The organism is Actinomadura sp. NPDC049382, assembly GCF_040677125.1.
Lineage (GTDB): Bacteria > Actinomycetota > Actinomycetes > Streptosporangiales > Streptosporangiaceae > Spirillospora > Spirillospora geliboluensis.
In genome coordinates this window covers 1-2,546 of record NZ_JBFARO010000257.1, presented here as the reverse complement: position 1 = coordinate 2,546, position 2,546 = coordinate 1, and the positions used below count along the sequence as shown (strand labels likewise).

Below are 2,546 nucleotides of genomic sequence, written 5' to 3'. Positions count from 1 at the left end.
CCGGCGCCCGCTTGTTCTCGGGGACTATAATCCGCCATACCCGGGCCGCCCCCCCCGCCCCCCCCGCCGGCGGGGGGCCCCGCCCCCCGCACGGCCGGTCAGCCCTCCGCCGCGCCGAGGGGGCGGGCGCCGGCGGGCCACCAGTCGCCCGCGCCGTAGGGGTCGGCGAGCGGCTGCGACCCGTGCTCGTGGACGATGCGCCACCGCCCGCCTTCGTCGCGCAGCAGCCAGGTCATCCGCATCCGGAGCCGGCCGGCGGCGCCGTCCCCGTGCACGTCGTAGTCGATGACGCCGGTGACCTGGCCGAGCGCGGCGGACTCGAACACGTGCGGGCCCTCGATCCACCGGTAGCCGTCGATGCCGACGGGGGCGGCGAAGTAGGCGCGCCAGCCCTGCTCGATCCGGTCGCCGCCGCGCGTCGTCCAGCGGGGGCCCTCGGGGAAGACGTACGCGTCGGGCGCGCCGGAGAAGGCGTCGAGGACGGCGTCGAGATCGCGGTCGACGACCGCCTGGAGCATGGCCTCGGTCGCTTCGAGCGGGGACTTCATCGCTGGTTCCTTCCTGTTCGGGGACCGTGGGCGTGTTTCATCTCATAATGTGGAACCGGGGTTCCCCGCGGGGCACCGGCGTCGCCACGTAGTGGAACGGCATTACACTGGTCGAAACCGCGTGCACGCTCGCGTCCATCAGCCATGCCGACCCACGGGGACCGGGAAGGAACCACCTCCATGACCAGCACCGCGCAGCCGAGCGAGCTCTCCCCCCGCGCCGAGGAGCGCGCGGGGACGGGCCAGACCATCGCCACGGTGGAGCGCGCGGCCGACGTCCTGATGTACTTCGCGGAGCAGCGGGCGGCGACCCTCGGCGTCACCGAGGTGGCCACCGCGCTCGGCCTGTCCAAGGCCGCGGTGCACCGCATCCTCACGTCGCTGCGCGGCCACGGGCTGATCGAGCTGGACGAGGCGACCCGGCGCTACTCCCTCGGGATCGGCGCGATGAAGCTCGGCATGGCCTACCTGGAGCGGATCGACGTGCGGACCGTCGCCCGGCCCGAGCTGACCGCGCTGTCGGAGCGCACGATGGAGACCGCGACGCTGTCGGTCCGGTCCGGCTGGACGCGCTCCTACATCGACCAGGTGACCCCGCGCCGGGAGCTGATCATGTCGGTGACGCTCGGCGTGCCCTACCCGCTGCACGCCGGGGCGTCCTCGAAGGCGTTCCTGGCCTTCCTGTCCGACGAGGAGATCGACCACTACCTCGCCCAGCCCGCGCTGGAGCAGTTCACCCCGGCCACACTCGCCACCCCGCCGCGGCTGCGCCGCGAGATCGAGGAGATCCGCGCCCGCGGCTACGCCTCCTCGATCGCGGAGCGGCAGCCGGGCGCGGCGTCCGTCGCCGCGCCGATCCTCGACCAGAACGACCGGCCGATCGCCGTGATGAGCGTCAGCGGCCCGATCGACCGGTTCCGCGAGGAGACCGAGTTCTGCGCCTCGGCCCTGCTGCAGACGGTGCGGCGGCTGTCCGAGCGCTTCGGCCACCGCCCCGCCTGAGCCCGCCGCCGGTCCGCCGCGCCCCTGGGAGTCGCGCCGCATTCAGTACGCCGTCGATCCGGGCTTGACCACGCCGAGCAGGGCGGCCACCACGACCAGCGTCCAGATCGCGAGGACGTACGGGATGCTGCCCTGGACGGCGCCGCGGATGTCGCGCTCCACCGCCGGGTCGCTGCCCTTGGCGAGCAGCGTCCCCCAGGCGGCGCCGAACGGCTTCAGCTTCACCCGGATCATCAACCCGGCGGCGATGCACAGCGCGTAGGCGGCGACCTTCCCGGCCAGCCACTTCGGGTTGGACGTCACGCCGAACGGCTCCTCGGCGAGGAAGGTGTAGCCGGCCGCGCCGAGCAGCCCGGCGATCAGCGCGCCGCGCACGACCAGGTCGGTGCGGTGCACCAGGTCGCCGTACCGGCCGGGCCGGCGCCGGTAGTCGGCGACGACCAGCCACAGCCAGACCAGCGCGAGGGCCCAGACGACGGCGAGCCGCCGGCCGCCGAAGACGTCGCGGCCGAGCTCGTCGGCCGCCATCAGCGTGATGCCGCTCGGCAGGAACAGCACCAGGCAGATCCGCGGGGACATGTCGACCACGTGCATGATCTTCACCGCGACGCCGCGCGCCTCGGTGGACAGCTCGGGCTTGAGGATGAACCGGCTGGAGTAGAAGACGCCGAGGTCGCCGCCGAGCCAGTAGGCGAACAGGACGATGTGGAGCAGGATCGCCCAGCTGTGCAGCGTCCATCCGTGGGTGCCGATCACGGGGCCTCCGTCAGGGGGAAAGGTCAGACTATTATCTGTACCATCATTCCGGTTTCAATGGAACGGCGTTACAGTCGTCGGAACAGATTCCGGGAGGTTGGGATGGCTCGACAGATCGGCGTGCGTGACCCGCGCACCGGGCGCACCGACGGGACGCTCCGCTGCGCCGACGCCGCCGAGGTGGCCGCGGCGGCGGGCCGGGCCCGCGCTGCGCAGCCCGGCTGGCTCGCGCTCGGCACC

At 73.1% G+C, this 2,546-nt stretch carries 3 protein-coding genes; 1 reads left to right on the top strand and 2 read right to left on the bottom strand.

Annotated features, from left to right (window positions below; translation table 11 throughout):
* Positions 1–98: 98 nt before the first annotated feature.
* Entirely contained in the window at positions 99–548 is a 450-nt protein-coding gene (locus AB0K34_RS46440) for a nuclear transport factor 2 family protein (RefSeq protein WP_138632943.1), read from the bottom strand.
* Between the two features lie 180 nt (positions 549–728).
* Here AB0K34_RS46440 and AB0K34_RS46435 point away from each other — a divergent pair, with 180 nt between their 5' ends.
* Entirely contained in the window at positions 729–1,550 is an 822-nt protein-coding gene (locus AB0K34_RS46435; RefSeq protein WP_301176488.1) for an IclR family transcriptional regulator, read from the top strand.
* A 42-nt stretch (positions 1,551–1,592) separates the two neighbouring features.
* Here AB0K34_RS46435 and AB0K34_RS46430 read toward each other — a convergent pair whose 3' ends face one another.
* Complete coding sequence (locus tag AB0K34_RS46430) at positions 1,593–2,306, bottom strand: hypothetical protein (protein ID WP_301176487.1); 714 nt, start codon at positions 2,304–2,306, stop codon at positions 1,593–1,595.
* Between the last annotated feature and the right edge of the window lie 240 nt (positions 2,307–2,546).